23 protein-coding genes and 1 CRISPR repeat array are annotated in these 26022 nt (G+C 67.2%); of the genes, 9 read left to right on the top strand and 14 right to left on the bottom strand.

The window, feature by feature from the left end; all coding sequences use genetic code 11:
• The first annotated feature begins 106 nt into the window (after nt 1-106).
• On the top strand, nt 107-1642 hold the full coding sequence (locus tag AGRA3207_RS12250) for an MFS transporter (RefSeq protein ID WP_231334728.1): 1536 nt from the start codon (nt 107-109) through the stop codon (nt 1640-1642).
• 36 nt (nt 1643-1678) lie between these two features.
• On the opposite strand, the gene AGRA3207_RS12245 is transcribed toward AGRA3207_RS12250, so the two are convergent.
• Both AGRA3207_RS12245 and AGRA3207_RS12240 read right to left on the bottom strand, forming a co-directional pair.
• Nucleotides 1679-2506 carry a pentapeptide repeat-containing protein gene (locus AGRA3207_RS12245; protein ID WP_231334727.1) on the bottom strand — a complete coding sequence of 276 codons (828 nt, stop codon included), beginning with the start codon at nt 2504-2506 and terminating at the stop codon, nt 1679-1681.
• A 121-nt stretch (nt 2507-2627) separates the two neighbouring features.
• Nucleotides 2628-3257 carry a DUF4360 domain-containing protein gene (locus tag AGRA3207_RS12240; RefSeq protein ID WP_231334726.1) on the bottom strand — a complete coding sequence of 210 codons (630 nt, stop codon included), beginning with the start codon at nt 3255-3257 and terminating at the stop codon, nt 2628-2630.
• 1350 nt (nt 3258-4607) lie between these two features.
• Between AGRA3207_RS12240 and cas3 the strand changes: the two genes are divergently transcribed.
• From cas3 to cas7c, 4 genes are read left to right on the top strand one after another with little or no spacing between them, the layout of a single operon-like run.
• Nucleotides 4608-6797 (top strand): CRISPR-associated helicase Cas3', encoded by a 2190-nt coding sequence (gene cas3 / locus AGRA3207_RS12235; protein ID WP_231334725.1) that lies wholly within the window; start codon nt 4608-4610, stop codon nt 6795-6797.
• A complete protein-coding gene (gene cas5c / locus AGRA3207_RS12230) occupies nt 6794-7477 on the top strand; it encodes a type I-C CRISPR-associated protein Cas5c (protein WP_231334724.1) in 684 nt (227 codons plus the stop codon). The genes cas3 and cas5c overlap by 4 nt, the downstream gene beginning before the upstream one ends.
• Before the next feature lie 3 nt (nt 7478-7480).
• On the top strand, nt 7481-9259 hold the full coding sequence (cas8c, locus tag AGRA3207_RS12225; RefSeq protein WP_231334723.1) for a type I-C CRISPR-associated protein Cas8c/Csd1: 1779 nt from the start codon (nt 7481-7483) through the stop codon (nt 9257-9259).
• Between the two features lie 14 nt (nt 9260-9273).
• A complete protein-coding gene (cas7c, locus tag AGRA3207_RS12220; RefSeq protein ID WP_231334722.1) occupies nt 9274-10149 on the top strand; it encodes a type I-C CRISPR-associated protein Cas7/Csd2 in 876 nt (291 codons plus the stop codon).
• A 222-nt stretch (nt 10150-10371) separates the two neighbouring features.
• On the opposite strand, the gene AGRA3207_RS12215 is transcribed toward cas7c, so the two are convergent.
• Nucleotides 10372-10953, bottom strand: a complete 582-nt coding sequence (locus tag AGRA3207_RS12215; protein WP_231334721.1) for a CGNR zinc finger domain-containing protein — start codon at nt 10951-10953, stop codon at nt 10372-10374.
• A gap of 119 nt (nt 10954-11072) precedes the next feature.
• Here AGRA3207_RS12215 and AGRA3207_RS12210 point away from each other — a divergent pair, with 119 nt between their 5' ends.
• A complete protein-coding gene (locus AGRA3207_RS12210; RefSeq protein ID WP_231334720.1) occupies nt 11073-11534 on the top strand; it encodes a VOC family protein in 462 nt (153 codons plus the stop codon).
• Nucleotides 11535-11563: 29 nt separating this feature from the next.
• On the top strand, nt 11564-12463 hold the full coding sequence (locus tag AGRA3207_RS12205) for a pyridoxamine 5'-phosphate oxidase family protein (protein WP_231334719.1): 900 nt from the start codon (nt 11564-11566) through the stop codon (nt 12461-12463).
• A gap of 1081 nt (nt 12464-13544) precedes the next feature.
• Here the strand turns inward: AGRA3207_RS12205 and AGRA3207_RS12200 are convergent.
• The 8 genes from AGRA3207_RS12200 to AGRA3207_RS12165 all read right to left on the bottom strand — a co-directional run bounded on the left by AGRA3207_RS12200 (nt 13545) and on the right by AGRA3207_RS12165 (nt 17608).
• Nucleotides 13545-13994 carry an NUDIX hydrolase gene (locus tag AGRA3207_RS12200; RefSeq protein WP_231334718.1) on the bottom strand — a complete coding sequence of 150 codons (450 nt, stop codon included), beginning with the start codon at nt 13992-13994 and terminating at the stop codon, nt 13545-13547.
• Nucleotides 13995-14087: 93 nt separating this feature from the next.
• Nucleotides 14088-14456 carry a DUF6879 family protein gene (locus tag AGRA3207_RS12195; RefSeq protein WP_338028297.1) on the bottom strand — a complete coding sequence of 123 codons (369 nt, stop codon included), beginning with the start codon at nt 14454-14456 and terminating at the stop codon, nt 14088-14090.
• A 67-nt stretch (nt 14457-14523) separates the two neighbouring features.
• The gene (locus AGRA3207_RS12190; RefSeq protein WP_231334716.1) at nt 14524-14820 is read right to left on the bottom strand and encodes a hypothetical protein; all 297 of its coding nucleotides are present in this window, start codon (nt 14818-14820) and stop codon (nt 14524-14526) included.
• Nucleotides 14821-15613: 793 nt separating this feature from the next.
• Nucleotides 15614-15775 carry a hypothetical protein gene (locus AGRA3207_RS12185; RefSeq protein ID WP_231334715.1) on the bottom strand — a complete coding sequence of 54 codons (162 nt, stop codon included), beginning with the start codon at nt 15773-15775 and terminating at the stop codon, nt 15614-15616.
• A 314-nt stretch (nt 15776-16089) separates the two neighbouring features.
• On the bottom strand, nt 16090-16401 hold the full coding sequence (locus tag AGRA3207_RS12180) for a hypothetical protein (RefSeq protein ID WP_231334714.1): 312 nt from the start codon (nt 16399-16401) through the stop codon (nt 16090-16092).
• Between the two features lie 87 nt (nt 16402-16488).
• The gene (locus AGRA3207_RS12175; protein ID WP_231334713.1) at nt 16489-16926 is read right to left on the bottom strand and encodes a hypothetical protein; all 438 of its coding nucleotides are present in this window, start codon (nt 16924-16926) and stop codon (nt 16489-16491) included.
• Entirely contained in the window at nt 16923-17348 is a 426-nt protein-coding gene (locus tag AGRA3207_RS12170; protein WP_231334712.1) for a hypothetical protein, read from the bottom strand. Before AGRA3207_RS12170 ends, AGRA3207_RS12175 begins: the two co-directional genes overlap by 4 nt.
• Nucleotides 17345-17608, bottom strand: coding sequence for a hypothetical protein (locus AGRA3207_RS12165; protein WP_231334711.1), 264 nt, complete (start codon nt 17606-17608; stop codon nt 17345-17347). Before AGRA3207_RS12165 ends, AGRA3207_RS12170 begins: the two co-directional genes overlap by 4 nt.
• A gap of 524 nt (nt 17609-18132) precedes the next feature.
• Here AGRA3207_RS12165 and AGRA3207_RS12160 point away from each other — a divergent pair.
• A complete protein-coding gene (locus tag AGRA3207_RS12160; protein WP_231334710.1) occupies nt 18133-19461 on the top strand; it encodes an NsdA family TPR-like regulatory protein in 1329 nt (442 codons plus the stop codon).
• Between the two features lie 41 nt (nt 19462-19502).
• The gene (locus AGRA3207_RS12155; RefSeq protein WP_231334709.1) at nt 19503-20030 is read left to right on the top strand and encodes an NUDIX domain-containing protein; all 528 of its coding nucleotides are present in this window, start codon (nt 19503-19505) and stop codon (nt 20028-20030) included.
• 974 nt (nt 20031-21004) lie between these two features.
• Nucleotides 21005-22151: a CRISPR direct-repeat array (repeat unit 37 nt; unit sequence GTGGCGCCCGCCTTCGCTGGCGGGCGAGGATCGCAAC).
• Between the two features lie 145 nt (nt 22152-22296).
• On the opposite strand, the gene AGRA3207_RS12150 is transcribed toward AGRA3207_RS12155, so the two are convergent.
• The 3 genes from AGRA3207_RS12150 to AGRA3207_RS12140 all read right to left on the bottom strand — a co-directional run bounded on the left by AGRA3207_RS12150 (nt 22297) and on the right by AGRA3207_RS12140 (nt 25973).
• Nucleotides 22297-23676, bottom strand: coding sequence for a hypothetical protein (locus AGRA3207_RS12150; RefSeq protein WP_231334708.1), 1380 nt, complete (start codon nt 23674-23676; stop codon nt 22297-22299).
• Nucleotides 23677-23854: 178 nt separating this feature from the next.
• Nucleotides 23855-24895, bottom strand: a complete 1041-nt coding sequence (locus AGRA3207_RS12145) for a methyltransferase domain-containing protein (RefSeq protein WP_231334707.1) — start codon at nt 24893-24895, stop codon at nt 23855-23857.
• 151 nt (nt 24896-25046) lie between these two features.
• The gene (locus tag AGRA3207_RS12140) at nt 25047-25973 is read right to left on the bottom strand and encodes a DUF5954 family protein (RefSeq protein ID WP_231334706.1); all 927 of its coding nucleotides are present in this window, start codon (nt 25971-25973) and stop codon (nt 25047-25049) included.
• Nucleotides 25974-26022: the final 49 nt, after the last annotated feature.

The following is a 26022-nucleotide window of genomic DNA, read 5'->3' as shown; positions in this document are numbered from 1 at the left end:
TCCTCGGGGCAGACGGAGGCGTGGCCCCCCAGCCTACCGTCTTGCGAACACTGTTCGAAGATTAGTACAGTGTGCGAAAATTCGCCCGCTGTACCAATGGAGTGCCATGTCGGCCCCGCACCCCCGCCGGTGGTGGATCCTCGGCGTCCTCTGCCTGAGCCTGCTCGTCGTCGTCATCGACAACACCGTCCTCAACGTCGCGATCCCGTCGCTGATCCGCGACCTGCACGCGAGCAACTCCGACATCCAGTGGATCCTGGACGCCTACATCGTGGTGTTCGCGGGCCTGCTGCTCACCGCGGGCGCGCTGTCCGACCGTTTCGGCCGCCGCCGGGGCCTGGTCATCGGGCTGATCGTGTTCGGCGGTGCCTCGGTGCCCGCCGCGCTCGCCGACTCGCCCAGCCAGCTCATCGCGGCGCGCGCGCTCATGGGAGTGGGTGGCGCGTTCCTCATGCCGGGCACGCTGTCGATCCTCACCACGGTCTTCGACGACAAGGAGCGCAAGAAGGCCATCGCCATCTGGAGCTCGGTCCTCATGCTCGGCGCGCTCGGCGGCCCCATCGCCGGCGGCCTGCTGCTGGAGCACTTCTGGTGGGGGTCGGTGTTCCTCATCAACGTCCCGATCACCGTCCTCGCCGTGATCGCCGCGATCGTCGTCATCCCGGAGTCGCGGGGCCCTGCGGCCCGTCCCGACCTGGTGGGCGCGCTGCTGTCGACCGTCGGCATGACGGCCCTGGTGTGGAGCGTCATCTTCATCCCGCGGGACGGCACCGGATCCGCGCAGGTGCGCGTCGGGTTCGCCGCCGCCATCCTGGCGCTGGCCGGGTTCGCCTTCTGGGAGCGGCGCGTCCGCGAGCCCATGCTCCCGGTGAAGCTGTTCCGCGACCGCGACTTCACCGGCGCGAGCCTGTCGATCGTGCTCCTGTCGTTCTCGTCCGCCGGCCTGATGCTCGCGCTCACCCAGTACCTCCAGTTCGTCCTCGGATACGGCCCGATGAGGACGGGCGTAGCGCTCATCCCGCTGCTGGTCGCCGCGATGGCCTTCAACGGCGTCGGCGTCGTCGTGGACAAGAGGTTCGGCGCCCGCGTGGCCCTCGCGAGCGGCCTCGCGCTCCTCGGCGGCGGCTTCGGGCTGCTCGCGACCCTCTCCCCGGGCGACGGCTACCCCCGTCTCGTCCTCGCGCTCGTGGTGCTGGGCGTCGGCAGCGGCATCGCGGGCCCGGCGGCATACGGGACGCTGCTCGGCGCCCTCCCGCCCGAGCGCGCGGGCGTCGGCTCGGCCGTGAACGACACCGTCCAGCAGGTGGGCCAGGCGCTCAGCGTCGCCGTCCTCGGCAGCGTCCTCACCGCCGCCTACACCGACGCCATACCGGACGACGTCACGGGCACCGCCCGCGAGTCCATCGGCGACGCCCTGGCCATCGCGGCGGCGAGGCACGACCCGGCCCTGGCGTCCACCGCGAAAGACGCCTTCGTCGACGCGATGTCCCTGACCGCGATCGCCGGCGTCTTCGGAGGCATCGCCGCCGCCGTCCTGGCCTACACCGTCCTCCGCCCACCCGCGCCCCTCATCTCCGTCTCGGCCTCGGCCTCGGCCGAGCCGGAGACCGCGCCGAACGCGGAGGAGCACACCACCCCCTGACGCGCCACGCCCGTCCACCGCGGCCTGCGGGGCTCCTCAGCTTCGCACCTGGTACAGCTCCGGTGTTCGCGCCGTCACCATCGACCGATGAAAGATCCTGGTCGCCCAGCCCTCCGGCCACACCGTCCCCGCTCCGGCCGATGACATCGGCCGTGACCAGAACATTTCCGCGAGGACGGCGCCGTCCAGGGACGCGCCGTCCAGATTCGCCGCAGCCAGATTCGCGCGGGTCAGGTCCGCGCGGGTCAGGTCCGTCCCCGAAAGGTCCGCGCTGTGCAGGTTCGCGCGCGCCAGCCTCGCGCCGTGCAGGTTCGCGCCGGCGAGGCGCGCCCAGACCAGCGTCGCCTCGCGCAGATCCGCACCGACCAGGTTCGCGCGGTTCAGGCGTGCGCCGCTCAGGTTCGTATTGACCAGCTTCGCATTGATCAAGGTCGCGCCGTCAAGGTTCGCGCCGTCCAGGGACGCGTGGGACAAGGTGGCACCGTTCAGATTCGCCTCGCCCAGGTCCGGGCTGTTCACGGACGGGCCCGTCGGATCTGAGTCGACCGGGCTCGCGTGGGTCAGATCCGCGCCGGTCAGGTCTGCGCCCCGCATGTTCGTGTCGATCAGCCGCGCGTTGACCAGCCGCGCTCCGACCAGGTTGGCGCCGCTCAGCCGCGTGCCACTGAGATCCGCCTCCGTCAGGTTGGCGCCGCTCAGGTTGGCGCCGCTCAGCTCCGCGCCGACCAGAAGAGCGCTGGTCAGATCGGCAGCGTTCAGGTTCGCGTGACTCAGGTCCACACCGGTCAGGTCCACGCGCCTCAGATCCGCGTAGGGGTGGAGCCGGTCGCGGGTGATGCCGGGTGCGATCTCGATCTCATCCACCGGCCGCCGCCTGCCTCGTCCACGCCTGCATACGACCAACCGTAGAACCCCGCGTCGTCACCCTGTCCAAAGCAGCCGCAGATCGATACCGGTCTGCGGCTCGCCCAGCGGGGGCCGACCGTCAGCAGCGCTCCCAGTGGAAGTGATAGCTACTACCCGGGTTGCGGTCGATGTCGTCCAGAGCCATGTAGCTGACCGTGGACGGGTCGGACGCGCCCTCATCGGCCTTCAGTTCGGTGAAAAGCCTGTTGGTGCTGGGCTTGTCGCACGGCTTGATACGAACTTCGGATATATCGCTCTTATCTGACAATTGCCATGATCCGCGGTACGGGCCGCGAGCCAGGTGCTTTGCCCCCTCGGGCAGGTCCTCGCCCAAGAAGGCGAAAGACGACCTCATCGAGGCGGAGGCGCCGTCTTCCAACTCGCCGGATCCCCTGTGTTCGACCTTGATGATGCCGTAAGTGAACTCCGGCGGATGTGAGACCTTCACGTCGACCCAGCAGTTCTTATGGGAGTCCCTAGGCGTCTGATCTCGACCGGCCGTCACGATGTACTCGGCGTAGTGGACGGTGAAGGACTCAACGTTCGAGCCGAGCCAAACACGCCCTGGCAGGCACCCCGAGCCGTAGAGGGCCGCCACCTCGACAGAGACGCTCCCGGGCGGCGGGACGTCCGGGTCCGCGGCGGCGGGGGAGGGGTTCAGCAGGAAAGCGGCACCCAGCACCGCGATCGTCGAACGTCCAGCGTTCATCATGCGAGCCTTCCAGGTGAGATGAAGTCCGTGCCAAGGCACGGCGACGACGATCCTGGCGGGCCCGCGAAACCCATCATTATGCTAAAACCGAAAAAGAGGACTCGTCAATGTCTATCTCCTTCTGTCCTTAGTCAATTTCAACTTTGTGACGAGTTCCGGAAGTCTCCTGGTGAGTGCCCATATCGCACTCTGGTGGACGTCCATTTCAGGGGCACTGCTAATTCGGCACCGGTGACGCGGTCGTGGACTGGACCTGCAACGGCCACGCCCACCAGACATGGGAAACCTGCTGACCAGGTGACCGGCGCCCCACCAGTCGGCGGCCCTAGGCAAGATTCTCTCCAGGAGCCCTACCGTGGGTGCTGGGAGCAGCGTGAAGAGCGGCCCCGACGCCTCGCTCCAGCCGCCCGTCCGACCGGCCCGTGCCCGGTCAAGAAGCGCGTGGAGATCTGTCTTGCGGGGGTTGTGGCGGTGCCCACCTCGGACGCCTGCAAAATCGCTCGTCCAGCATCGGGGCACGGCTCGCCTTCCACGCGAACGGCGTTGGCGGCGGACTTGGTCGTGCTGGAAGCGGACCTCGGGTAGGCACGGGGAAGAAGGAAGCCTGCGAGCGAGAATTGCAACGTCCAGGCGCCGCACGTCGGTGACGACCTCGGCTGGGCGGCGTCCTCCCTCGCCGACGGGCGGGGACAGCGATGCTGTTACGTCGCGAGGGCACCGTCTCTGGGGTCGTGGCGCTCGCCATCACCAGCAGGCCCAGATCAGAGTGTGCCTTGACTCCCAGAAAACGCTGCGTTGTTGTAGGTGACCGATGTGGCCATTTGATCACTTTGATGCACACGGTGATCGTGAGTAACAGTGCGCACAGGCGACCGGTGCGGGGTGTGTCTCTAAGGGTGTCTGCGACCGTCTGCTCAAGCTCGTCCGCCAGTCGGTCCGAGTTGATCACGTCGGGCTCACCTTCGCGGGGAATGTCGCTGAGAGTTCATCCTTGCCGCTCTTGGGCGCGTCTGTGCCCTTGTAGATCCTCAAAGTTGTCTCGCTAGGGAGCTCGGCGATACTTTGGAACAACACAGCATGTGTTGCCATGTCTGAGTTGGGAGGAAATCGCCCTCGTTGAGCATGGTGATCGCTGTGTCCGTCGGCGCTCTGCTTTGAGCTGGGCGAGGGTCGCAATCATGGGCTGGTGGTCCGCGAGCGTGTGGCTTGGGCGTGTCTGCCTGAGCCATACGGCTCTCGCCTCTCTGGCGCAAGCTGGCCAGCGTCTTCCGATGACGGTGCGGTGAATGTCGGTCCCAAGTCGTATGGTCTCGTTGCGTCGGCCGTACGAGACCTTGGGAGCAGGTTGTGGACCATGAATTATGGGCACATAGTGCGAACCCTGCGGGTGTTCGTCATGGGCTCGTAGATCATTTACGTGGCACAGCCGCCCGTGCGGTCAAGTTCGCTTCGGTGTTCGGGGCGGGAGAGCTGGCTGGCGGTTTGGGCATTTTGCACGATATAGGCAAGTCAGTGTGTGTCTGGCAGGAAGGTCTGAAATGGGCTGAAAGCCGCGGTAGTCGGGTCGTCGATGCAGGTGGGGCCAGCATCGATCACAAGCTGGCTGGTACGTGGTTAGCGGTTCGCAAGGCGAATCTCGGGCCCTTCGCGTTATCGATTCTGGGACATCACGGCGGTCTTTCGTCGCGCCGAGCCTTGAAGGACGCAATGTCTTCTGCCGAGGCGGAGGCGGCTGATCGCGTGCAAGAGGCGGTGCGTCGGGTCTCTGGCCTGATCCCAGAAATTCTGGACGACCGGAGATCGGCTGTCCCTGCCTGGGGCTGCTCCAGTGATGATCCCTATGCGGCCGAGCTTCTGTTGCGCATGACCTTCAGCGCCCTTGTCGATGCGGACTTCCTGGACACCGAGTCACATTTTACGGGCGAGCGGTCGGCCGTGCCTTCGCTGGCTTCGATGGTGGAGACGTTCGAAGGGGCTCGGGACAGCTACCTGGGAGATACGCGTTCACCAATCGATCTGATCCGTTCGGAGGTCTATGACCAGGCGGTTCAGGCAGCCGGAGGTCCGGTCGGCATCTTTCCGTTCCCGGCGCCGACCGGGGCGGGCAAGACCATCGCGGCCGGCGGATTCGCGGCGCATCACGCGGCGCGGCATGGCCTGCGGCGTGTGATCGTGGCGGTCCCGTTCCTGTCAATCACCGAGCAGAACGCACAGGTGTACCGCACGTTGTTCGGCGCTGACAACGTGTTGGAGCACCACAGTGGTGTAAACCTGGACGAACTCCCGGCGGCCTTGCGTTGGCAACGGCTTGCTGCGGAGAACTGGGATGCACCGGTGGTCGTGACCACGACGGTGCGCCTGTTCGAGTCGCTGTTCAGCCGCAAGCCGTCGGCGATGCGGAAGCTGCATCGGCTCGCAGGAGCGGTCATCGTCCTCGACGAAGTCCAGTCGCTACCGGACGGCATGTTGCCGCCGATCCTGTCGGCGCTGCGTACCCTGACCGAGCACTTCGGGACGAGTGTGCTGCTGGCTTCGGCGACGCAGCCGGAGTTCTTCTCACTGGGGGTGTTCGCGGGCCTCCAGGCACGCTCCGTGATCGTTGAGCCGAAGCCGCTGTACAAAGGTCTGCGGCGAGTGAAGTACGAGTGGCGGATCGACCCCAGGCCCACGTTCGCGCAGGTGGCAGAGGAGGCCGCGCAGAAGCCGCAGGTGCTGGCGATCGTCAACACCACCAAGGATGCAGCCACTCTCCACGAGTATCTGGAGAAGATGATCGGGGAGGACGTTCTGCACCTGTCGACGCGGATGGCGGGTGGGCATCGGCGGAGTGTGCTGCGAGAGATCCGGTCCCGCTTGAACGAAGGACTACCTGTCACCGTCGTCAGTACCCAGCTGGTGGAGGCGGGGGTCGACTTGGACTTCCCGGTGGTGTTCCGCGCATTCGCGCCAGCCGAAGCATTGCAGCAGGCAGCGGGACGATCCAACCGCAACGGCCTGCTCGCTTTCGGCCGTGTGATCGTGTTCGACCCGGCGGACGGCAGTGTCACTGGTGCGCGCCGGGTATATGGCGCCGCGCTCGACACGACTCGGGTTTTCTTCGGCCCTGGACTGGCCGACCCTGATGATCTGGATGCTCTCAGTGCCTATTACCAGGCGCGATACGCCTTGAAGGACATCGAGAAGGTCGGTCCTGGGGCGGAGATCCAGCGTTATCGAGCCGAGTTTGACTTCCCCGAGGTGGCCGAGCGCTTCAAGCTGGTCGATGAGCAGACCGTCCCGGTGCTTGTTCCTTACGGTGACGACGCCGAGCGGGAGCGTCTTCGTGGATTGCTGATGAGCCCTGGTGGTGCGGATCCGTGGGTGTTTCGCAAGCTTCAGCCGTATTTGGCGACTCTGCCGCGAAGGCGGGCTGCTCAGGCCGTGAAGGAGGGGCTGGCCACCGAACTGCTGGGTGGTCTGATCGAATGGCATGGCGAATATCACCGGCGCCGCGGTGTCGAATTCACCGATCCGAGCGGAGAGGACTTCGTCTGGTGAGCTCTCACCCCTACTACCCCAATTCCCCTCTGACGGTGGAAGTGAGCGGAGAGTTCGCCTGCTTCACCCGCCCGGAGTTGAAGGCGGAGCGGTTCAGTTATGAAGTGATGACTCCGTCCGCCGCCCGTGGTGTCCTCGAATCGATCTTCTGGCGTCCAGAGTTCGAGTATGTGATCGTGAAGATCGAGATCCTCAAGCCGATCGCCTGGTTCTCGATACGCCGCAACGAGGTCAAGTCACTCGCCTCTGACGAGTGGATCCGGCGGATGATGGCGGACACCTCGGTGCGCTACGACGTCGAGACCGACCGGGACCAGCGCAACACGATCGCGCTCCGCGATGTCGCCTACCGGATCTTCGCGCAGGTTCGGCTGCGCCCGCAGGCGACGGGTAATGAGGTCAAGTACCGCGAGCAGTTCCGACGCCGCGTGGACAAAGGCGCATGCTTCTCCCAGCCGTTCCTAGGGACCCGCGAGTTCTCAGCGCGCTTTGGGAAGGCCAGCCGCCTTGAGCCGATCCGCGAGACGCGTGCTCTCGGTCCGATGCTCCACAGCATCCACTACCAGGATGGCAAGGAGACCTACCACTGGTTCATGGCCGAGCTGAGCAACGGAGTGCTGGAAGTACCGCCCCGGGGCCTCGAACTCCCCGCCGCAGGCCCTGCCGGCTCCAGGAGTTGAGCGATGCTGATCCAGCGACTGGTCGAGCATGCCGCAACGACGGACGGCACCGCGGCTCCTCGATATCACCGCAGCCGCGCCGTCCGATGGACGGTTCGGATAGACGAACACGGAACCGGGTCACTTATCGATCGGGCTGACTCGAACAACAAGGCGGGCGCCCAGGAGGCCACTCCCTATCTCACCCGCACCAGCGGGATCGCGGCGATGCTGCTGGTCGACACCTTGGAATACGTCTTCGGGATACCCAAGGATGAGACGGATAAGGCTAAGAAGGCAGCCCAACGACGCAACGACGCGTACTTGACGATGCTGCACGAATGGCGCGACGCTACCGCTGATCCGGTGGCGGCGACAGTCTGTGACTTCTTCGATGCGAAGCGTCATATCACGCTTGCGGCCCAGCTACCTGCCGCTGCCGCTGCGTCCGAGATCGTTGCGATCATGGTCGGGAACGAATTCGTACATCGGCGTTCGTCGGCCATTGATCACTGGAGTGGAGTGGCGCGTCGGCGGAAGGGTTCGGGGGACGAGGGGATCTGCCTCGCGTGCGGCTCGATTGGGCCTCTGCTCAAGACCGTGCCAGACATGGTCAAGAGTTCCTTAATCCCAGTCGGCATCGATACCTCCGGGCGCTCGAAACGCGGTCGCGATGCCGCGCTCATTTCAGTTAACACGGGAGCACAAGGCCGTGGGGGCGTGCTGCAATTGGCCAACACTCCCCTCTGTGAGACGTGCGGCTCCCAAGCCATGGCCGCACTGAACCATCTCCTCGGCAACGAGCGGCATCGACGTCGTGGCGATGACAGCGTTCTCACCTGGTGGCTCCGCGAACCGGCCGAGTTCGATCTGATGGTGATCGACAGACCGGAATTGGCAGACGTCAAGGCGCTGCTGAATGAGGTCAGTAACGCGAGGCCCGGCACTTCTGTAGACCACAACGCCTTCCACGCTCTCACCCTGTCGGCCAACCAAAGCCGGATCGTGGTCCGCGACTGGATGGACATACCAGTCCACGACATCAGAGCCCGCCTCGCGGCCTGGTTCAACGACCACGGCTCGACCGATCACTGGGCCGATGGCGTGCACTACGTCCCGCTCTGGAAACTCGTCCGGGCCAGCGGCCGTTGGAACCGCTCCGCCCAGCAGTACGTCCCTGGAAGCGTCGCGCATGGTCTTGAACGGGACCTACTTCGTGCCGCGCTCCACGGAGTCCCGCCACCGCCGCACCTTGTTCCCCGACTGTTGCACCGCATCCGGAACGACCACCACGTCGATCTTCCCCGGGTCGCCCTGCTCCGGCTTGCGCTGACCCGGCCTCCCTACAAGGAGAACGTCATGTCCGGCCTCGACGAGACCGAAGACGACCCCGCATATGTGTGGGGACGGATTTTTGCTGTGCTAGAAGCGATCCAGCGCCGCGCCCTGCCCGATGTCAACGCCACCATCCGCGACCGCTGGTTCGGGCTGGCTATGACTCAGCCCGGAGCGACGCTGTGCATGCTGAGCCGCAATGCAATTGGGCACATCAAGAAGCTCGTCGGTAAGGATGAGACCCGCGCCGCCGGTCGCGCCCTCGACGCGCGGCTAGCGGACCTCATCAACCCCCTCAACTCGAAAACAGGGCTGCCCTCACATCTGGACGTTCGTGGTCAGGTGCGATTCATCATCGGCTACAACCACCAGCGCTCGGCCGACCTATCCGCTGCGCGGGCGGCCAATGCGGCCAAGAAGGCCAAAGAGGGCGATGGCTCCGCCGACGGGCCGTCCGCAGATCAGTGACCAAGGAGATCTTCATGACTGACGCAGTACATCTCAACCCCGAGCGCAAGCACGACTTCGCTCTCCTCTTCGACGTCAAAGACGGCAACCCCAACGGGGACCCGGATGCCGGTGGTATGCCGCGTACCGATCCCGAGACCATGCAGGGCCTGGTCACCGACGTCGCCATCAAGCGAAAGATTCGCAACATGGTGGCCCTTCTCGGCAAGGACAAGCCCGGTTACGACATCTACGTCGAGGCCGGGGTTTCCTTGAATTCTCAGCACGAACGCGCCTACACCGCCCTCGGCATCACAAAGACCAAGGAGAAGAGCAAGGACGTCTCCGCCGAGACCCGGGCGCGAGAATGGATGTGCAAGACCTTCTTCGATGTTCGGGCGTTCGGTGCCGTCATGACAACGGGCAGCCAGCAAGCCGGTCGAGTCCAGGGGCCGGTCCAGTTCACCTTTTCTCGGTCCATCGACCCGGTCATCCCCCAGGAGCACGGCATCACCCGCGTCACCCGCACCAAGACTGAGGACACCAAAGAGACAGAAATGGGAGGCAAGCACGCCGTCCCCTACGGCCTCTACCTCGGGTACGGACACTTCAGTGCGCCGCTCGCGGCCCGTACTGGCGTGAGCGGGGACGACCTCGCCATGCTGTGGCGCTCCATGGAGCTGATGTTCGAGCACGACCGCGCCTCCACCCGCGGTGAGATGGCGCTGCGCGGCCTCTATGTCTTCACGCACGCCGATGGCTTCGGGTCCGCGCCGGCCCACACCCTTTTCGATCTCATCACCGTCCGATCCCAGGTCGACGGCCCCACCCGAAGCTTCGGCGACTACAGCGTCAAGATCGTCGAGGAGGCGATTCCCCAGCAGGTGACCCTCACTCGAATCATCGGATGACACCCGAACCGGACCGTACTCCCGCTCTCGGCGCCCAGGTTCCTGCTGCAGTGTCCGAATGCTCGGCATCGCTCAGCCGCTCCCGCACGATGATGCACTGATCATGTAGCAAACCTGGTATCTCAGCGGCTGACCGGTCCGCACGCTCGGCGGTGTGACGTCGATTCCAACATCGGTGAGCGCGGATCGTCGCTTCTGGAGCTGGGTATCGCGGTGGCCGGTTCAGTTCGGCGGCTGGACGTTTGTTCTCGTCCGGTCATAGTGGCGGGCGGCTTTGGCGCGATTGCCGCAGATGGCCATGGAGCACCAACGGCGGGTGCCGTTCTTGGTCGTGTCGTGGAAGTGCAGCACGCAGGCGGGGTGCGCGCAGGACTTGACGCGGTCGGGGCTAGCAGTCATGAGCCGCAGGTAATCGGTGGCGGCCAGCCAGGACGGGAGCCAGGCGGGCGAGTCGGTTCGCGGGTGCTCTTCCGAACCGTCGGGGCCGAGCCGGTAGTGCAGCGCGCCATGTTCGAGGACCCGGTTGAGCGCGTCCATCGTTTCGGGGGAGGGCGCCTGATCGAGAAGCGCCAAGAGGATCTCGCGGGTCTGCACAGTTGCGTCGAGCGTCTCCCGGTCGGCCGCCGCCTGATCGTCCAGCCCGGCCGAACGCAGCCAGATGGCCAGACCGCCGGTGGAGTCGAGCAGGTCGCGGAGGACGCCGTCGTGGACCCACCGCGTATTGAGCAGGTCGAGGAACAGCGGCTCCCCGACGAGCGGACGGGGATCCACAACCTCCTGCTGCGACGGATGCTCTGACTGCACACCGCGAGTCTACCCGGCTATCACGTCTTAGCCGGTTGACGATCATGCCTTAACCGCTTATCTTCAAATAGCCAGTTAGGACGATGCCGGGCGGGATAGCCCCGGGTTGCGAGGTAGCCATGGAAACGTCCACCATCAAGGCTCTTCAGACGGGACACGTCGGACTGAACGTGACCGATCTGGACCGGTCACTGTCCTTCTACCTGCGCGTCTTCGGGCTCGACGTCCAAGCCGAAGGCAAGGAGCCCGATCGCCGCTGGGCCTTTCTGGGGCGCGACGGGCGGCTGCTGCTGACCCTGTGGCAGCAGAGCGACGCCCCGTTCGCGACCGGATCGGCGGGCCTGCACCACCTGTCGTTCCAGGTCGAGTCGATCGAGGAGGTCCAGGCCGCCGAACGGGTGCTGCGTGACCTGGACGCCGAGTTCGCCCACGACGGCGTCGTACCGCACGGCGAGGGCGTCTCGTCCGGCGGGATCTTCTTCACCGACCCCGACGGGATCCGCCTGGAGATCTACGCGCCCACCGGCGCCGACACCGCGCCGGCTCCCAGCGGAGCGGCGCCGACCTGCGGCTTCTTCTAACCTCACCGGTCTATCGAAAGGAGGCCGCTGTGGCGGCCGACGTCTACCACCAAGGCGAGCGAGCCGCCCGGCGGCGTGCCGGCCTGGGCGATCAGGGTGAGGTGTCCGCCGGCGCCGTCCGCGCGCAGATCCCCGAGGTGGCGCAGAGGTTCCTGCTTCAGCAGCCGATGCTGGTGCTCGGCGCCGCCGATGACCAGGAGCGGATGTGGGCCACCCTGCTCACGGGACGGCCCGGTTTCCTGCGCGCCGAGAACGGCGGCATTCTCACCGTCGAATCTCGCCCCGGGCCCGGTGACCCGCTGCACGACCGGCTTTCCAGGCCCGCTCCGGTCGGCATGCTCGCCATCGAGCCCGCCCGGCACCGCCGGATGCGCATGAACGGACGTGCCGTCCCGACCGCGCATGGCATTCGCGTCACACTCGATCAGGTGTATTCAAATTGCTCTAAGTACATTCAAAAGCGCGAACAGAAATGGGTGCCGACTACCGCGGCCCAGCCGAAACGCACCCGCGCGCTGACCGGCGACCAGGAGCGGTGGATCACCGGCGCCGACACCTTCTTTATAGCCACCGCTGACCGCGATGGCAATGCCGACGCCTCCCACCGCGGCGGCAACCCCGGATTCGTCCAGGTGATGTCACCGACTTTGCTGCGCTGGCCTGACTACGTCGGCAACGCCATGTTTAACACCCTGGGGAACCTGGAGATCCATCCCCAAGCCGGACTGCTGTTCTGCGATTGGCGAACCGGCGCCGTTCTGCACCTGTCTGGCACCGCGCGTACCGACTGGGACCCTGCGCACGCTGCGGCGGTGCCCGGCGCCCAGCGGCTGGTCGAGTTCACCGTCACCGAGGTGATCGAAATTCTCGGCGCCAGTCCACTGCGCTGGAGTGAGCCTGTCGTGTCCCGTTTCAATCCGCCTGCGTAGCCCGTCAACGAACCCGTGTGAGGCTCGCCGTCCACAACGGCGTCATTGTGGGGGTAGACGGGAGGGCAGGAGCGCGCTCAGCGTCGTCGGCCGTCTCATCGGCTACTACCAGGGGTGTGCTGAGCCGGTGGAGGATTGAGGTCGGTGACGGTGGTGCTGGCGATGGCGGTTCGTCCTTCCCGCTTGTCGGCTCCGTGGACACCGCAAGAGCTTGAACGACACAATCATCTCCAGGTCACCTCCTCCTCCCTGGCCGTTAGGCTCACACCGTGCCAAGGGCCACTGGATCTCCGTCGCCGTCGGTATCGCAATGCTTCGGAACCCCAATAAACATATGATTCCTGGGAGGTTCCGACTGCTTTTGGAGTGCTTTGCCGGTTTTGTGAACTTCAGGAAGATGTTGCGCAGAACATGTTCAGTAGTTCCTGCCGGTCAAGTGCCGTGGCGCCCGCCTTCACCGGTGGACGAGGATCGCAACTGGATCACCTGGTACTTGTCGGAGACCACGCCGAGGTGGCGCCCGCCTTCACCGGTGCACGAGGATCGCAACCTGATCACCAGCCGGCTGCGGGAGGGCTGGCACGACATGTGGCGCCCGCCTTCACCGGTGGACGAGGATCGCAACGTCACGATCGGCGGCCGTGACCTGCCGGTGCTGACGGGTGGCGTCCGCCTTCACCGGTGGACAAGGATCGCAACTGCAACCCCGAGGACGGGTGTCGCTCACGCGGTGGCGTCCGCCTTCAATGACGGGCGAGGACCACGTCTTACCGGCAGGCCCACCCGGCCGCCGCCTCACGGCCGCACGCCCGCCACAAAGTTGCCTGCTCCAAGCAGGCCACGTAAAGGCCGAGGCACCGCAGCGGTATGTCCGCGAGGACCGCACCCGCGGCGCCGCCGGAAGCCGCGTCTAGGGGCTCGACCTGTGCAGCGTGGAGGCCACGCCGACGCCATCACGCCATCGAACGCGATGGAACCCGTTCAACATGCCGCCCGCTGCGACAAGTGCGAACACCACGCCACCTGCGCCGCCGCTTACGACGCCCAAGGTCTCCGCGAACTGGTGCACGGCGTCCAATCCCTAGCATCGCGCGGCGGCCACGGGAACGGTCACGTTGTCGATGGAGCCGCCGATGTGTGCGGCTCCCCAGTGCGCCAGCTTGGCGGCCAGCTTCGGCGTGGGGGCCTCGCTGACGGGCCGCCAGCCGTAGCCTTCGACCTCTTCTGCCTGGAGCACCACCTTGGGCCCCTGGACCCAGAGAGCCCAACGAAAGTCGGCGTGCCAGTGTTCGGGTTCGTCCTTGGCTGGGTTGGCGGGGATCGTGTGCACGTCGATGTCGACCGGGGTCACGTCGTGGCCGGGTGGGGCGACCGCGCCATGCCAGGAGATCCCGGTCTCCTCCTCCAGTTCACGCAGCGCCGCGTAAGGCAACGTGTCGTCGCCCGGCTCCAGGTGCCCGCCGGGCAGGAGCCACCGCTGAAGCGCGATGTGCTGGATGAGCAGCAGGCGCCGGGTGCCGTCGATGACCACCGCACCACATGTGGCGTGACATCGGCCAACCGCTGCCGGGCGGCTTGCGCGGACGACGAGGGCGAGGTGGTCACAGGATCGGCTGAGCGGTGGTTAGGGGCGGTAATCCGCGTGGTCGATCCCGCGACCCCAGGCCGCCGCCACAGCATCGACACAGCGAGACACGATCGCCGGGTGCGTGCTTGCTTGGGAGCCGACCGGCTCACCGTCCGGGGCGAAGAAGTAGAACAGGGCGGTCTCGTCATCGACCAGCCACAGGTCACAGCCTGGGAGCAACAGATCCCACGTACGTGCGCGGGAAAGCCACCTAATTCGTTCGCCGCCCGCGACGTTTACGCGCTCAGTCACCGCGTGCTCGAAACGGATGTAGTCGCTTACCGGCTCGGACACGACCCGCACGCGTCGCACGTCCAGTCCGCGGGCTACCGCATTGCGGACCGTGTCCGTCCAAGGCGAGTACAGCCGGTAGGTCTCCTCCGGCTCACCTTTCTGTCACGCCAGGTAGGCCGGATCGTTCGGCAGATAGACGTCACGCAGCTCCAGCTTCAGAGCCGACCGCTTGCACACCTTCAACAGGTCGCTGAACGACTTCGGGGTGGGCTGCGAGGAACTCACGGGCGGCCTCCATGATGATCGCCGCCATGTGCGGCGGCAGGGCGACGACGGCCTCCCCGGGCAACATCGGGCTGTGCGAGGTGCTCTCGTCCAGGAGCTTGGGTTCAGTCACCTTGTCACCTTGGAAGTAGATCCGCTCAGGCGCCGGATGCCAGAACACCGCCGGACACTGATCCGTCTTGTTGCCTTTGCCGTAGAACCGTAAAGCCATCAGCCCCTCCACGGGTGGGGGTTCGCCTTGGGGTGCCCATCAAGCGTTGCCTGCCCGCGCGGGGCCGCAAGAGGGATGCGAACGCTCTGTCATCCGAGTGTCGGTACCGGTCCGACGGTGGTGTGACCATTACACCCGCCGCTGCGCAGCCACGTTGATCCGTGGACACCCCGGTTTGCGTTTACGTGAGCCCTCGGCAGCTCCAGCCCGGCCCGGGGCCAGCCCGGCGGTAACTGTGGATAGCCGTGGGGCGATGACGGCCGGTGGCGTGGCGTCCGCCCTCGCCAGCGGACGAGGATCGCGACGAGGTGATCTCCATCGACCTCGCCGCACTCTTGGGGGCGTCCGCCTTCGCAGGCGGGCGAGGAATGTAGCAAGGTCAGACGGTTTAGGATGGCAAGCGGGTTATCGGGTCCATCACTCCAGGTCAACCATTCCTTCCTGGCCGTTAGGCTCACACCGCGCCAAGGGACACTGGAAGTCCGTCGCCGTCGGTATCTCGATGCTTCGGAACCTTCAATGGACATAGGATTCCTGGGCGGTTCCGAACTTCTTTTGGGGTACTTTGCCGGTCCTGTGAACTTCAGGACGATGGTTCGTGGAACACGCTCAGTAGTTGTTGCAGGTCAAGTCCGGTGGCGTCCGCCCTCACAGGCGGACGAGGATCGCAACTCTGTGTCCTCCACCACCCCCACCACGTGGCCGAAGATGGCGTCCGCCCTCACCGGCGGACGAGGATCGCAACGCCATAGAGGCGATCTTCGCGCCAATCTCCTCTGGGTGGCGTCCGCCCTCAGCGGCGGAGCGCTACGGCCGATGAGGTGGCGTCCGGACGCCCCGCCGCTCGCGACTCCAGGTAGGTCAGCGCGTGATCGGGATCGGCGAACGCCGTCCCGCCGATCAGTGCCAGCGCCACCGGTTCCGGGGACAGCGGAGCGAACGGGGTGGCGTACACGGCGCCGTGAACCAGGGCGGGCCACCAGCGCTCGACCTTGCTCTTGGCAATCCAAGTCGACTGAGGAGGTCGTCACCGACAAGGTGGGCGAAGATCGCCAAGTTCATGATGTTTGGTGTGCGGGCGCACCTCAATGGTGGATCGCCGGCCTCAGGAGGCGGCGCGGCCAACCGCAGCGGTTGGTATCGCGGCCGCGCCGCCCCCGGCACTATTCGCGCCCGTAGGACGTCTCGTCCGACTCGGGCACGAGGATCCCTGACATCAGGCCATGGCCCCGGGCGGATGCTCACCCGGCCGCCCCGAGGCCATGGGGTCTAGCGCTGGAGTCGCCGGACGACGTCCAGGTGCAGATTGGGCAGGTGCGCCGGGACGAACAGGCGGCGGACCCGGCCGTGCAGGATGCCGCGCCACCACCGCGGGTCGTCCTCCTCGGAGTAGGCGGCGCCCACTACATCCCCGGTACGGGCGTCCACGACGATGATCATCGTGGTGTCGCCGATGACCTCGTAGCCGCCGCTCACCGGGCCTGCTCCTGCGGGAGGGTCGCGCGGCGGCGGGAGGAGGGGTCCTCCCGCCGCGACGCCGTCGTACGGCTGGCTGCGGCCCCGCTCTGCGGCGTCGGCCATACGACCATCGGGTAGACGTGTCGGGGGGTGCCCAGCAGCCACCACCACGTCCAGGCTCCCGCTACCGGGTCTTCCAGGGGTCCGGCCTCATAGACGCGCACCAGTGCCCCCTGCGGTGACGGGGGCCGCGCCGCGCGGCGCCGGGACCGGGGCCTGGGGGTGGTGGCCCGGCCGGGCGCCGCGCGACGGCCCGGGTGAGCAGGCCGCGACGGCCCGGGCCCCGTGCCCGGTGGGAAGGGGCGGCGCGGCTGCTGCGGCGCCGCCCCCGGCTCCTGGCACGCCGCCGCCCCGCGCGGCGATGCTTTCCAGCAGCTGCTCGACCTGTTCGGCCAGGTCGTCCAGGGTCACGCCCTCGACCAGCCGGTAGCCCACGTCGTTCCAGGGCCAGGGCACCAGCGCCCAGTAGCGGCCGGTGGCCTCGCCGCGCCAGTGCCGCACCCGGCCCGGGAACCGCGTCGGCGCCTGATGGCCGGACGTCAGGGCGAGCGGGGTGAACGGGGCGTCCGGCGGGATCGGCGCGCTCACGACGAGCCCGCCTTCGCGGCGTCGGCGACGTCCTGCACCGCGCGGTCCATGCCGGTGACGGGCCCGATCTCCTCGCCCATCGCCCACCTGAACACCGCGCGCCCGCAGATGACGATCAGCTCCCGCTCGTCCGGCCCGGTGACGATCAAGTTGGCCTGGTAGGTGCGGACGGTGACGCCGCGCTCGCCCAGCCTGGCGGCCAGCGTCCGCACCGCCAGCCGGTGGTCGCGGTCCTGCGCCGCCTCCAGCAGTTTCCGAAGCACCAGGAGGCTGTCGGCGTAAGTCGCGACGATCCCGCCGTGGTCCGGCGCCGGCGGACGGCCGGCCTGCCAGTCGATGCCGAGCGCGTCGTCACTGCCCTCGATCTGCCAGCCGGGGAACTCCCCGCCCATCGCGCGGATGACCGCCTCGTGCCCGCTCACCACGCGGGCCTCCCGTCGGCCTCGGCGTCGGTGACCTCGCGCAGGTTCTCGCGCAGCCCCTCGGCGGTGTCGGCGTCCAACTCGCTCGCCGGCCGCCCCCCGAAGGGGCCGCGTCCCTCGGTACGCCCGGTCGGCCGCGTCGCCCACCACCGGCCGGTGTCGGTGGTGTGGATGATCGACCAGCCCGGGAACTCCTCCCGCAACGCCGCCTTCCACTCCCGTACGGCGTCCGCTCCCGGCGGCTGCTGTACCTTGCCCATAGCCGAAGTGCCTTTCGGTCAGGCCCCGGCCGGTGGGTGAGATCACCGCGTCCGGAGCCGCCCTATTGATTGCTGCGTTTGCGGGTCACGTGACCCGCACGACTGCTGTCTCGCTGGTTCGAGGATCCGAGCGGCGAGGATCTCCTGCTCATCAAGCTGAGCGCGTAGCCCCCGCCTCGGTAGCCGCGCGAGGTGTGTGAACCAGGCCCGCGCATCTCTGACTTGGTCAGGAACCTGAGGCGTGTCGCCTAGAGTGTCTGAGCTTCTCCTGGCCGGCCTTCCGCTGGCCGGCCTTCCGCCCAGAGCGACCACCCCGTGCGTCGGATGTCTCGTCGAGAAGCAGCCATGTCCTCCCTCCAAATCGGGGGTGGATCCAGGAAAGCCGCTTCTAGTGCCAGCGGGCAGGTGTGAACCGAGGTGCTCCCTGACACGCGTTTCACACGGGGTGTGAAACAAAATTCGGCGAGCGCTTCAACACGCACAGAGGTCGCTCCTACACTGCCGGTGACGAGGGAAGGTATGTCGTGGCAGAGGCCAACTTGCTTCTAGACGCCCTGATCGACGAGGCCGGCATGTCCTACGCCGGTCTGGCCAGTCGCTTAAACCAGGGCCGCTCCACCCGCTACGACCATGCCTCTGTGCGACGCTGGGTGCGAGACAACGCCATCCCGCGTGGCGAGGCGCCTCGCCTTATCTGCCAAGTGTTGGGCTCGGCGGTCGGCCGGACGCTCACCTTCGCCGACATCGGCATGGACCGTGGCGGTTACCGAGACCTCTCGGATACGCCACTCCGGGCGGCGATCGACCAGGCCACCGCGCTGTGGCGCGGGGACCACCTTCGCAGCGACGCGGTCGAGCGGACTCGGCCTCTCGTCGGCCCCGCCTCGACGGCCCCTGTCTTTGCATGGGAGAACCCACCCGATGACACCGATGTGTCACATCACGGGCCGCGCGCTGTCGGCCGAAGCGATGTGGCACGGGTGCGTGCCGCCCGCGACCGCTACGAACAGATGTACCGCCGGGTCGGCGGCATCCCGGTACGGCCTCGGATCGTCGCCTACCTGCACGACCAGGTCGGACCACTAATCCGTGGTGGCTACAGCGACAGCACCGGCCGCGAGCTGCTACGCGCAACCGGCGGACTCGTCGCACTCGCCGGCATCTCCGCCTACGACGCCGACCGCCAGGCCCTTGCGCAGCGGTATTTGCTGTTCGCGCTGCGGATGGCCAAAGCTTCAGGACGCCGTGGGTTCGGAGGTTACTGCCTGGCCCTGCTGGCGAACCAGGCGATGTACCAGGGTGAGTATCGACGCGTCCTCCAGTACGCCCAGACGGCGCTGCGCGGCGCTCATGGTCATTTGTCCCCCGCCCTGGCCGTGGACCTGCACACGTTGCAGGCCAGGGCATATGCGCGGATTGGCGATACCTCCAGTAGTCACCAGCACATGACGAAGGCAGAGCAGATCCAGATCAGGCCGGAGGACGAGCCGCCGGAGACCGGCTACGTCCAGCCCGGCCTGGTGGAGACCCAGCACGCCGATGTCCTGCGTCGCCTTGGGGACCTGGCTGCCGCGCAGACCTACGCGGAAGAGTCGGTTCGAGCCTCGGAAGGGACGCATCTGCGGGGGCAGGCGCACCGGCTCGCGACCCTCGCGCACGTCCAGGGGGAGCGCGGCAACGCCGAGGGGGCCGCCGCGACCGGGCATCGAATGCTGGACCTCACCGAGGGTATGGAGTCTGGCCGTATCCATGACCGCGTGACCGGCCTCGCTCGCGCGCTCGCCCCCTATGACACTAGTGACGTACGCGCCTTTCGGGGACGCGCCCAGCTTCAGACACAAAGCGAGCAGTAGCGTACGAGCGAGCCGCGCCATCGAAATGAGGGAGCTCGCCTGTGCGCTGGAAGGTCCACTCCGAAAAGCCGCTCTACACCGATCCGTGGCTCGACATACGCCTCGCCGACGTAGAGATCACCGGTGGACGGCATCTGGAGCACCGGGTCATCCGGTCCCGCACCGGCGGCGCAGGCGCCGTTGTGCTGGACGCTCAGCGGCGAGTGCTCCTGGAGTGGCGGCACCGCTTCATCACCGACGCCTGGAGCTGGGAGATACCGATCGGCGGGATCCGCAACGAGGAGACTCCCGCGGCCGCCGCTGCGCGTGAGGTCGAGGAAGAGACCGGCTGGCGTCCCGGCCCCCTGCATCCCTTGACGGTCGTGCATCCCACACCAGGGATCTCCGACTCCCGGCACCACATCTTCTGGTCCGCCAGCGCCACCCACGTCGGTCCTCCAGCCGAGGATTGGGAGGCCGAACGCATCGAGTGGATTCCGCTTAAAGAGATCTCCGGCCTCGTCGAGGCCGGAGAGATCGTCAGCGGCACCAGCATGGCGGCCCTGCTGTTCGCCGCCACACGCCTGTAGCCCGGCAGGCGAAAGTATTTCGGGGCCTGCCAACCGCATCCCCAAGAGTTCCCGAAGCCATCCCGGCAGGGCACATCCAGGGCACTTCAACCCGGGGCCTCGCATGGCAGACACCTATCCACCGCAACTCTGCTCACTGGCGCCGTTCTGCACCTGTCCGGCACCGCGCGTGCCGACTGGGACCCTGCGCACGCTGCGGCGGTGCCCGGCGCCCAGCGGCTGGTCGAGTTCACCGTCACCGAGGTCATCGAGATTCTCGGCGCCAGTCCACTGCGCTGGAGTGAGCCTGTCGTGTCCCGTTTCAATCCGCCTGCGTAGCCCGTCAACGAACCCGTGTGAGGCTCGCCGTTCACAACGGGGTCATTGTGGAGGTGGACGGGAGGGCAGGAGCGCGCTCAGCGTCGTCGGCCGTCTCATCGGCTACTACCAGGGGTGTGCTGAGCCGGTGGAGGATTGAGGTCGGTGACGGTGGTGCTGGCGATGGCGGTTCGTCCTTCCTGCTTGTCGGCTCCGTGGACACCGCAAGAGCTTGAACGACACAATCATCTCCAGGTCACCTCCTCCTCCCTGGCCGTTAGGCTCACACCGTGCCAAGGGCCACTGGACCTCAGTCGCCGTCGGTATCGCAATGCTTCGGAACCTCCAATGGACATAAGATCCCTGGGAGGTTTCGAACTGCTTTTGAGGCACTTTGCCGGTTTTGTGAACTTCAGAACGGTGTTGTATGGAGTGCGTTCGGTAGTTCTTGCAGGTCAAATGCCGTGGCGCCCGCCTTCGCTGGCGGGCGAGGATCGCAACACTTGGCACCCTGCCCAAGGCACACCGGGCACGTGTGGCGCCCGCCTTCGCTGGCGGGCGAGGATCGCAACTTGAGTGAGAGGTGGGATTATCGTCCGGGGGAGCAGTGGCGCCCGCCTCGCTGGCGGGCGAGGATCGCAACCCGCACCCACGTGATGCCGTGGACGGTCACTCCCGGTGGCGCCCGCCTTCGCTGGCGGGCGAGGATCGCAACCTGCGGGGGATCTATCTCCTGGTGGAGGCGACGGGGTGGCGCCCGCCTTCGCTGGCGGGCGAGGATCGCAACGCCAGGTACGCCGCCGCCCGATGCGGATCGGCCACCGGTGGCGCCCGCCTTCGCTGGCGGGCGAGGATCGCAACCTGATCAGCTCCTGGATTTCGGGGGTGGCGTAACTGAGTGGCGCCCGCCTTCGCTGGCGGGCGAGGATCGCAACGCCCACGGTGACCAAGCGCGCGGTCACGCAGGGGCAGTGGCGCCCGCCTTCGCTGGCGGGCGAGGATCGCAACGCCGACACCGACCTGTCGACGGTCGTCCCGCCGGGCGCCGGTGGCGCCCGCCTTCGCTGGCGGGCGAGGATCGCAACTCCACCAGCATCAGCACCACTGCCTGCCCGTCGTCCAGTGGCGCCCGCCTTCGCTGGCGGGCGAGGATCGCAACCTCGTCACCGAGGTGGAGAGTCGGTGGCAGGTCGCGGGGTGGCGCCCGCCTTCGCTGGCGGGCGAGGATCGCAACGTGGCGGCGGGGGGTGGCCTGCTGGCGTGGCTGGCCTTGTGGCGCCCGCCTTCGCTGGCGGGCGAGGATCGCAACTTCTTCGAGCCGCTGGAGAGCGGCGGCCGCGAGGGTGGCGCCCGCCTTCGCTGGCGGGCGAGGATCGCAACGGCGCGTTGCAGGGCCAAGGTCGGCTCCGGGCCCAGCGTGGCGCCCGCCTTCGCTGGCGGGCGAGGATCGCAACTTCGTGCGGGTCGGGTCATGGTAGCGGCCGTGTGGGGGTGGCGCCCGCCTTCGCTGGCGGGCGAGGATCGCAACCGCTCCGAGGGTGCGGCTCGGACCCGGGCGGACGAGTGGTGGCGCCCGCCTTCGCTGGCGGGCGAGGATCGCAACCGCACAGCCGATCTCGCAGGCCGGACACGGCCGCCAGTGGCGCCCGCCTTCGCTGGCGGGCGAGGATCGCAACCATTGGTCTATGGGGATGGGCTTGAACTGACGCAGGGTGGCGCCCGCCTTCGCTGGCGGGCGAGGATCGCAACGGGTTCAAGACCACCGGCGTCGGCAAGTACGCCGACCTGTGGCGCCCGCCTTCGCTGGTGGGCGAGGATCGCAATCGCAATACCGGCCGGTGCGTCCCAATGGTCGTCAACAGGTGGCGTCCGCCTTTCCCCCGCGGGCGAGAATCGCACTATGAGAATGCGGTTGAGGACGGTACCCGCGAATGCAGTGGCGCCTGACTTCTAGCCGCCCCCCGGTTGACTACGCGTGCCCTGCCGTGTGGACGGTGTCATGCTGGTTGGGGCGGTTTTGGTTGAGGAGGGCGTGGAGGTCTTGTGCGGCGGGGCGGGTGCGTTGTTCGCGTGGGATGGCTTGCAGGATCGCTCGGCCGGTGTCGTTGATCATGTGGCTTTGCTGGGTGGACGGGAGGGCGTCGAGGATTTGCGTGGCCTGGCGGGCGCCGGTGTCGGTTCCGCCGTTGACGACGGTGCATAGCGCCTCGTGAAGCCGGACGTTGGCGCCGTATTGGTAGTCGCGGGTCCGTGACAGGACGAGCTCACGGGCCGCGTCCGCCTTGGCCTGGTCTCCCTCGTGTGCGTAAACCCAGCTCTCGGCGAATGGTGCCTGACTTCCCGTTGCGAGTCCGGGGAGGATGCTGGTGCGGGCGTCGTCGCCTTCGTATCCGACGAAGGTGTTCAACGCCTGCTTAGCCTCAGTGAGCCTGCCGAGTCGGGCCAACGCCTTGGCCCTGGTACCTGAGAGGTCGGCCAGCCAGAAGGACGGGGTGGCACCTGCGATCCGCTCCGCGTCCTCGATGAGACAGAGCACCCCCTCCATATCGCGCTGGCCGTAGAGCCCGTAGGCGGCCTCCTCGCAGCGGACCATCAACCGCAGGTCGAGGTCGCCGGACATATCGGCTGCAGAGCGCGCTGTTCGGGACCAGTGGATCGCGGCGCCCTGGTCGCCGAGACGGGTGAGCGCGTTCGCGTGGAGTATCGACAGCGCGGCGATGACCCGCCGTAGGTCTGTTGCATCATCATTTCCGTCGTGCAACTGACGCTGGGCGGCGATGAGGTCGATCATGAGACTGGTGCTGACATGTGCGGGCGCCCGGGTGCGGAGGGCGTGCAGGTGGTCGGAGACCGTCAGGTGCCAGTCGTGAAGGTCGCGCGATTCGCTGTCGAGCGCTTGGGCGAGCAGTTGCCGGACGGGTTCTCCGGTGGAGCCGAACGCACCGGCGCCGATGCCAAGTGCGGCCAGTTGCATGAGGGCGCGACGCTCCATCTCGTCGTCTCCCGCGTGGAGGGGGGTTGATATCTCCACGTTTACGTCTGCTTGGGCGAGTGTGTCCAGCTTCTTCTTGTTGAGTCTTTCGGACTGCCGCGGGGGTGGTTCGGGGTAGAGTTCGTGCAGGGGGATGCCGAAGGTCTCGGCGTAGACCGGGGCCCAGGTGCCGGGGTAGTTCTCGCCGTTCTCCCAGCGCAGGATCTGGCGGTACATGTTCCTGACCCGGCTGAGGGAGGGGTTCTCGACGCCGACGGTGCGCAGGAGCTGGCGGGCCATGTCGAAGGGGCCCCAGCCCCGCAGTTCGCGCTCCTCCTGGAGCCGGATGGCCCAGGCGGGACGTTGTGTCTTGAGCATGTGGACCTCTGCCTTCTGCCATGCGACGGTCCGGGGGTGCTTGGGACACCCCCTTCGGATGTCAACTCATTGTCCGCGTTCTGTCACGCATTGTGCAGGGCTTTGGTTCAAGTCGCACGCATATGGAGGGGCGGCTCCTCGATGTCCTCGGCTGAGTGCTTGAGGTGCGGCGTGTGGTTCAGGGCACTGGGGTGTCTGGTGAATTCAGCCAGATGGTCTGTGTTTCGGGGGTCACCGTCAGGCCGAATCGCGTGGGTTTCGGCTTTCCGGCGTAGAGCCACCACGCGTGGGCCTGCTGGAGCTCGTCCCAGAGTCGGCGCGGGCCGTGCTGGCGCACGACGTGTTCACCGGACGAGGGGGTGAAGGCCGCCCAGGACCCGGTCAGGTGATGCGACAGCCGGTAGGTCTCACCACCGTCGCGGTTCCTTGTCCTGCCGTCGGTCACGCCGGGGAGCGCTGCTCCCACCGCGAACCTGGCGTCCGAGCCCGGTGTGAAGACCTCATGGGGGAATTCGCTCGCGGTGCTCTGGGTGTAGTCGCCGTCCCGCTCGTCGTCGAGCCATGGCACATGCCTTGGCCGCTGCTCCCGTAGGCGCATGAAGGAAACGGGCCTGGTGAACCGGCCGGTGGCGGTGCCGTCGGCAAGGACGGTCAGGGGGAGCAGAACGCCGCCCGAGTAGAGATCACTGCCCCACGGCATCAGGATCCGGGCGTGAGTGACGCTCTGCGCCACCCAGGCATAGGGGACGTCCCGCACCGAGGCCGTCACGATGACCCGGTCGTACAGTGCGTTCTCCGGACTGCCGAGGGCGCCGTCTCCGGTGATCACCGTCACCGGGAACCCTGCTTTCTCCAGCGCGCGCCCGGCGTGGTCCGCGATCTCCGGATCGACCTCGATCGTCGTCACGTTGCGGGCGCCGGTGATCCTCGCGAGCATCGCCGCGTTGTAGCCGGTTCCCGTGCCGATCTCCAGCACGCGCATCCCCGGTTCCAGGTCGAGCGCATCGATCATGTGCCGCATGATCGACGGAGCACTGCTGGAACTCGTCGGCTGCGCGCCCATTTCCGCAGCGCCGTCGTCCACCTGCGTGACGATCGGGTCATCGCTGTCACAGAGGCGGGCCCACCCTTCCGGGTCGTCCTCGCGGTGGAGAGGGATCATCCAGCCGTCGGCAGAACGGACCCACACCGTGTCCGGGATGAACTGCCGCCGATTCATGCCTCTCCAGTCCCTCCGCACCCCGGGCAACTTCTTGTTTCCTGGCTTCGGCTGTCCTTGCCATCCGAATCGACGACGATCGTGCCAGACCCGCCACAGCGTCGACAGGTCTCCTTCGTGCTGTGCTTTCCCATGACCGGAGCCTCTTTCTTCAGTCGGAGGGGCGGGGGGCTTCGGGGCCGTCTTTGCCGAGGCGGAGCATTCTGGAGATGCGCAGGATGCGGAACTCGCGGTCCATGATCGTGAAGGTGTGGTCGGTGGTGGCCTCGATGTGCTTGGACGCCTCCGCCCACCGGGCGCGTTCGGCCGGTGGGACGGGGTCGCCCTGGAACTCGCGGAGGCGGGGGAGGACGTCGCAGAAGTGGCGGGCCAGGCGGCGGCGGGCCTCCTCGGGGCGGTCGCCGCCGGTGAGGGGGCGCCAGGTGTCGCCCTCGACCTCCACCACCGTGAAGGAGGGCGGGAGCAGGACGACGCCGGGGTGGGTGAGGATGGCGTGGTGGGTCTCGGTCCGGGCGGCGTCGGAGGCGGTGCTGGGGAGGGCGGTGAAGCCGACGAGGTTGAGTCGCAGCTGGGCCTCCCAGTGGCCGGCGGGGGCGCGGGGGTCGATGAGGTGGCCGGCGAGGGGGTCGTCGCCGCGGAGGGTGTCGTCGCAGCCGCGGGGTGGTTCCATCGTGCGGTCGCCGATCAGCGCGAAGCGCTCCATGCGGATCACGCGGTAGCGGCGGTCGCCGATCTCCCATTCGTCCTTGGGGAGCTGCTCGCCGTCCTCGGGGTCGAGCCGGTCGGCGGCGGCGCGCATGGCGTGGGCGGTGGGGTCCTCCCCGAGGTCCGCCGCGTCCCGCCTGAGGTCGAACGCGAGGGAGTAGCGGGCGGAGGACGGGTCGGACGAGCCGGACGAGCCGATCCGCCATTCGGTGCCGGTCTGCACGGCGTGGCCGAAGTCGGGGGAGCCGGCCGGGAGGAGCTTGGGGTAGTCCCGGATCCGCTCACCGAGCTCGATGTCCCGCAGTGCCGCGCCGGGGTCGAGGTCGGCGACCACGTTGATGTGGTCGTAGCCGGGCATCAGGGGGAAGGGCATGACCCATCCTGGACACACCGGGGGCGCGCCGAGCGGGGAGTCCGGGGAT

It is taken from the genome of Actinomadura graeca, from assembly GCF_019175365.1.
Lineage (GTDB): Bacteria > Actinomycetota > Actinomycetes > Streptosporangiales > Streptosporangiaceae > Spirillospora > Spirillospora graeca.
Note: the sequence above shows the minus strand (reverse complement) of the source record. Positions and strands in the feature narration are given on the sequence as shown.

Coding starts and splice junctions, on each gene's coding strand:
- AGRA3207_RS12145 (WP_231334707.1), bottom strand. CDS start 24,895: ATGAATCGGCGGCAGTTCATCCCGGACACGGTGTGGGTCCGTTCTGCC.
- AGRA3207_RS12165 (WP_231334711.1), bottom strand. CDS start 17,608: ATGGGCAAGGTACAGCAGCCGCCGGGAGCGGACGCCGTACGGGAGTGG.
- AGRA3207_RS12140 (WP_231334706.1), bottom strand. CDS start 25,973: ATGCCCTTCCCCCTGATGCCCGGCTACGACCACATCAACGTGGTCGCC.
- AGRA3207_RS12210 (WP_231334720.1), top strand. CDS start 11,073: ATGGAAACGTCCACCATCAAGGCTCTTCAGACGGGACACGTCGGACTG.
- AGRA3207_RS12180 (WP_231334714.1), bottom strand. CDS start 16,401: ATGGCCGACGCCGCAGAGCGGGGCCGCAGCCAGCCGTACGACGGCGTC.
- AGRA3207_RS12150 (WP_231334708.1), bottom strand. CDS start 23,676: ATGCTCAAGACACAACGTCCCGCCTGGGCCATCCGGCTCCAGGAGGAG.
- AGRA3207_RS12250 (WP_231334728.1), top strand. CDS start 107: ATGTCGGCCCCGCACCCCCGCCGGTGGTGGATCCTCGGCGTCCTCTGC.
- cas7c (WP_231334722.1), top strand. CDS start 9,274: ATGACTGACGCAGTACATCTCAACCCCGAGCGCAAGCACGACTTCGCT.
- AGRA3207_RS12240 (WP_231334726.1), bottom strand. CDS start 3,257: ATGAACGCTGGACGTTCGACGATCGCGGTGCTGGGTGCCGCTTTCCTG.
- cas8c (WP_231334723.1), top strand. CDS start 7,481: ATGCTGATCCAGCGACTGGTCGAGCATGCCGCAACGACGGACGGCACC.
- AGRA3207_RS12190 (WP_231334716.1), bottom strand. CDS start 14,820: ATGGCTTTACGGTTCTACGGCAAAGGCAACAAGACGGATCAGTGTCCG.